3 protein-coding genes are annotated in these 2,672 nt (G+C 74.5%); 2 read left to right on the plus strand and 1 reads right to left on the minus strand.

All coding sequences use genetic code 11. The annotated features are described in order from the left end of the window. Window positions 1-224 precede the first annotated feature (224 nt). On the plus strand, window positions 225-1,634 hold the full coding sequence (locus G3I53_RS08975; RefSeq protein WP_164334547.1) for an FAD-linked oxidase C-terminal domain-containing protein: 1,410 nt from the start codon (window positions 225-227) through the stop codon (window positions 1,632-1,634). Between the two features lie 29 nt (window positions 1,635-1,663). Here the strand turns inward: G3I53_RS08975 and G3I53_RS08980 are convergent, their stop codons facing one another. Beyond that, window positions 1,664-2,074, minus strand: a complete 411-nt coding sequence (locus G3I53_RS08980; protein WP_164334546.1) for an SsgA family sporulation/cell division regulator — start codon at window positions 2,072-2,074, stop codon at window positions 1,664-1,666. 229 nt (window positions 2,075-2,303) lie between these two features. Here G3I53_RS08980 and G3I53_RS08985 point away from each other — a divergent pair. Continuing rightward, a partial coding sequence (locus G3I53_RS08985) for a DUF2510 domain-containing protein (RefSeq protein WP_164438206.1) occupies window positions 2,304-2,672 on the plus strand: 369 nt, incomplete at its 3' end.

Below are 2,672 nucleotides of genomic sequence, written 5' to 3' on the forward strand. Positions count from 1 at the left end.
GCCGGCGCCCGCCGGGCCCGCGCGAGGCGGGCCCCGGCTCCGCCGGCGGTCCGCCCGCTGTCCCCGCTGTCCCGGCGTCCCCCTGCTCCCGGGGCTGTGGTGGCGTGTCGTCCATGGCGCACACTGTGCGCCACCCCGCACGCCGTACGACGATCACACTCCGGCGTACGGCAGCCGCCGCACACGGGGTTCACACCGATGGCCCCGGATGCCACGCTGTGATCATGAGCCGTACCGAAGCGCGACACGACGCAGACACGGCGGCGGCCGGGCCGCTCGTCGACCGGCTCCTGGGCGGACTGCCGCCCGAGGCCGTCCTCACCGACCCCGACGTCACCGCCTCCTACGCCCACGACATGGCCGGCTTCTGCCCGGCCGGCGCCCCGGCCGTGGTCGTGCTGCCCCGGACGGTCGAACAGGTCCAGCACGTGATGCGCACCGCCACCGCGCTGCGCGTCCCCGTCGTCCCGCAGGGCGCCCGCACCGGACTGTCCGGCGGCGCCAACGCCACCGACGGCTGCATCGTGCTCTCGCTGACCCGGATGGACCGCATCCTGGAGATCAGCCCCGTCGACCGGATCGCCGTCGTCGAACCCGGCGTCGTCAACGCCGCCCTCTCCCGCGCCGTCGGCGAACACGGCCTCGCCTACCCGCCGGACCCCTCCAGCTGGGAGACCTGCACCATCGGCGGCAACATCGGCACCGCCTCCGGCGGGCTGTGCTGCGTGAAGTACGGCGTCACCGCCGAGTACGTGCTCGGCCTCGACGTCGTCCTCGCCGACGGCCGCCTGATGTCCACCGGCCGCCGCACCGCCAAGGGCGTCGCCGGCTACGACCTGACCCGCCTCTTCGTCGGCTCCGAGGGCACCCTCGGCGTCGTCGTCCGCGCCGTCCTCGCCCTGCGGCCCAAGCCGCCCGAGCAGCTGGTGCTGGCCGCCGAGTTCTCCTCCGGCGCCGCCGCCTGCGACGCCGTGTGCCGCATCATGGCCCAGGGCCACGTCCCCTCACTCCTCGAACTGATGGACCGCACCACCGTGCGGGCCGTCAACGACCTGACCCGCATGGGCCTTCCCGAGACCACCGAGGCCCTGCTGCTCGCCGCCTTCGACACCACCGACCCCGCCGCCGACCTCGCCGCCGTCGGGGCGCTGTGCGAGGCCGCCGGCGCCACCCAGGTCGTCCCGGCCGAGGACGCCGCGGAGTCCGAACTGCTCCTCCAGGCCCGGCGGATGTCACTGGTGGCCCTCGACGCGGTCCGCGGCACCACGATGATCGACGACGTGTGCGTGCCCCGCTCCCGGCTGGGCGAACTCATCGACGGGGTGGAGCGGATCGCCGGGAAGTACGCGCTCACCATCGGCGTCGTCGCCCACGCGGGCGACGGCAACACCCACCCCACCGTCTGCTTCGACGCCACCGATCCCGACGAGTCGCGGCGCGCCCGCGAGTCCTTCGACGAGATCATGGCGCTCGGCCTCGAACTCGGCGGCACCATCACCGGCGAGCACGGGGTCGGCGTCCTGAAGAAGGAGTGGCTGGCCCGGGAGATCGGCCCCGTCGGGCTGGAGATGCAGCGGGCCGTGAAACGTGCCTTCGACCCGCTGGACCTCCTCAACCCGGGCAAACTCTTCTGACGCCCTGTCCGTGACGGCCGCCGCGGCGGTCACGGGGCGAGCAGCCCGGCCAGCTTCTCGTCCAGGCCCAGCTGTTCGCTCTCGCTGCCCGGCGGCACCAGCCGCAGCGTGCGCTCCAGCCACGCCGACACCTGCGCCGCCGGCGCCTCCAGCAGCGCGTCGCCGTCGGGCGAACTCAGCGCCATCAGCACCAGCGAGCGCCCGTCCGCCTTCGACGGCCACACCCGCACGTCCCCGTACCCGCACGGCCGGAACACGCCCTCCACCAGCAGCTCCCGGGCGAACGTCCAGTGCACGGGCTGCTCGGAGGTGACGTGGAAGGCGACGTGCACGGCATAGGGGTCGTCGGCGCGGTAGACGAGCCGGGCGGGCACCGGCAGGGCCCGTTCCGGCGACAGGATCAGCCGCAGTTCCAGTTCCCGCTCCACCACGGTGTTCATGGCATGTGCTCCTCTCTCGTGACACGGCCCGTCGGGGCCCGTACGAGGAGAGAGCGGCCGGGGCCGCGAGCATTACGCGGGTCGCGGGAAGTTTCTCCGGCTTCTCCGGGCGTACCACATCGCCGCCCGAAAGGGGCCGGTCCGGCGGGACGGGCCGTGGGTCCCGCGGCGGTCTGATAGATGTGTATCCCCCCGACCCACCCCAACGAGCAGATACGGGACGACGGACATGAGCGCCCCAACCCCGGCCCCGGGCGACGACAGGCCCCGCGAAGGGTATTACCCGGACCCGTCCATTCCTGGATACGTCCGGTACTGGAACGGTGCCTCCTGGGTGCCCGGCACGAGCCGTCCGGCGCCCGCGGCCGGTGAGCGTCTCGCGCCGCCGCCCGGCACGGCACCGGCGCAGCCCGCCGTCGAGGAGACCGGCCCGCACTTCTTCGACGAGGACCCGGTCGAGGAACCGCCCGCCGCCGCCCCGGCGCCCGCGTCGCCCGCCGCCTCCGTCCCGTCGCCCTCGCCCGCCCCCTCGCAGTCCCCGGCCGAGTCCCAGCACGGCAGCCGTCCCGAGCCCGCCTCCGCGTGGGGCGCCGACCGC

Source organism: Streptomyces sp. SID14436 (assembly GCF_010548465.1).
GTDB lineage: Bacteria > Actinomycetota > Actinomycetes > Streptomycetales > Streptomycetaceae > Streptomyces.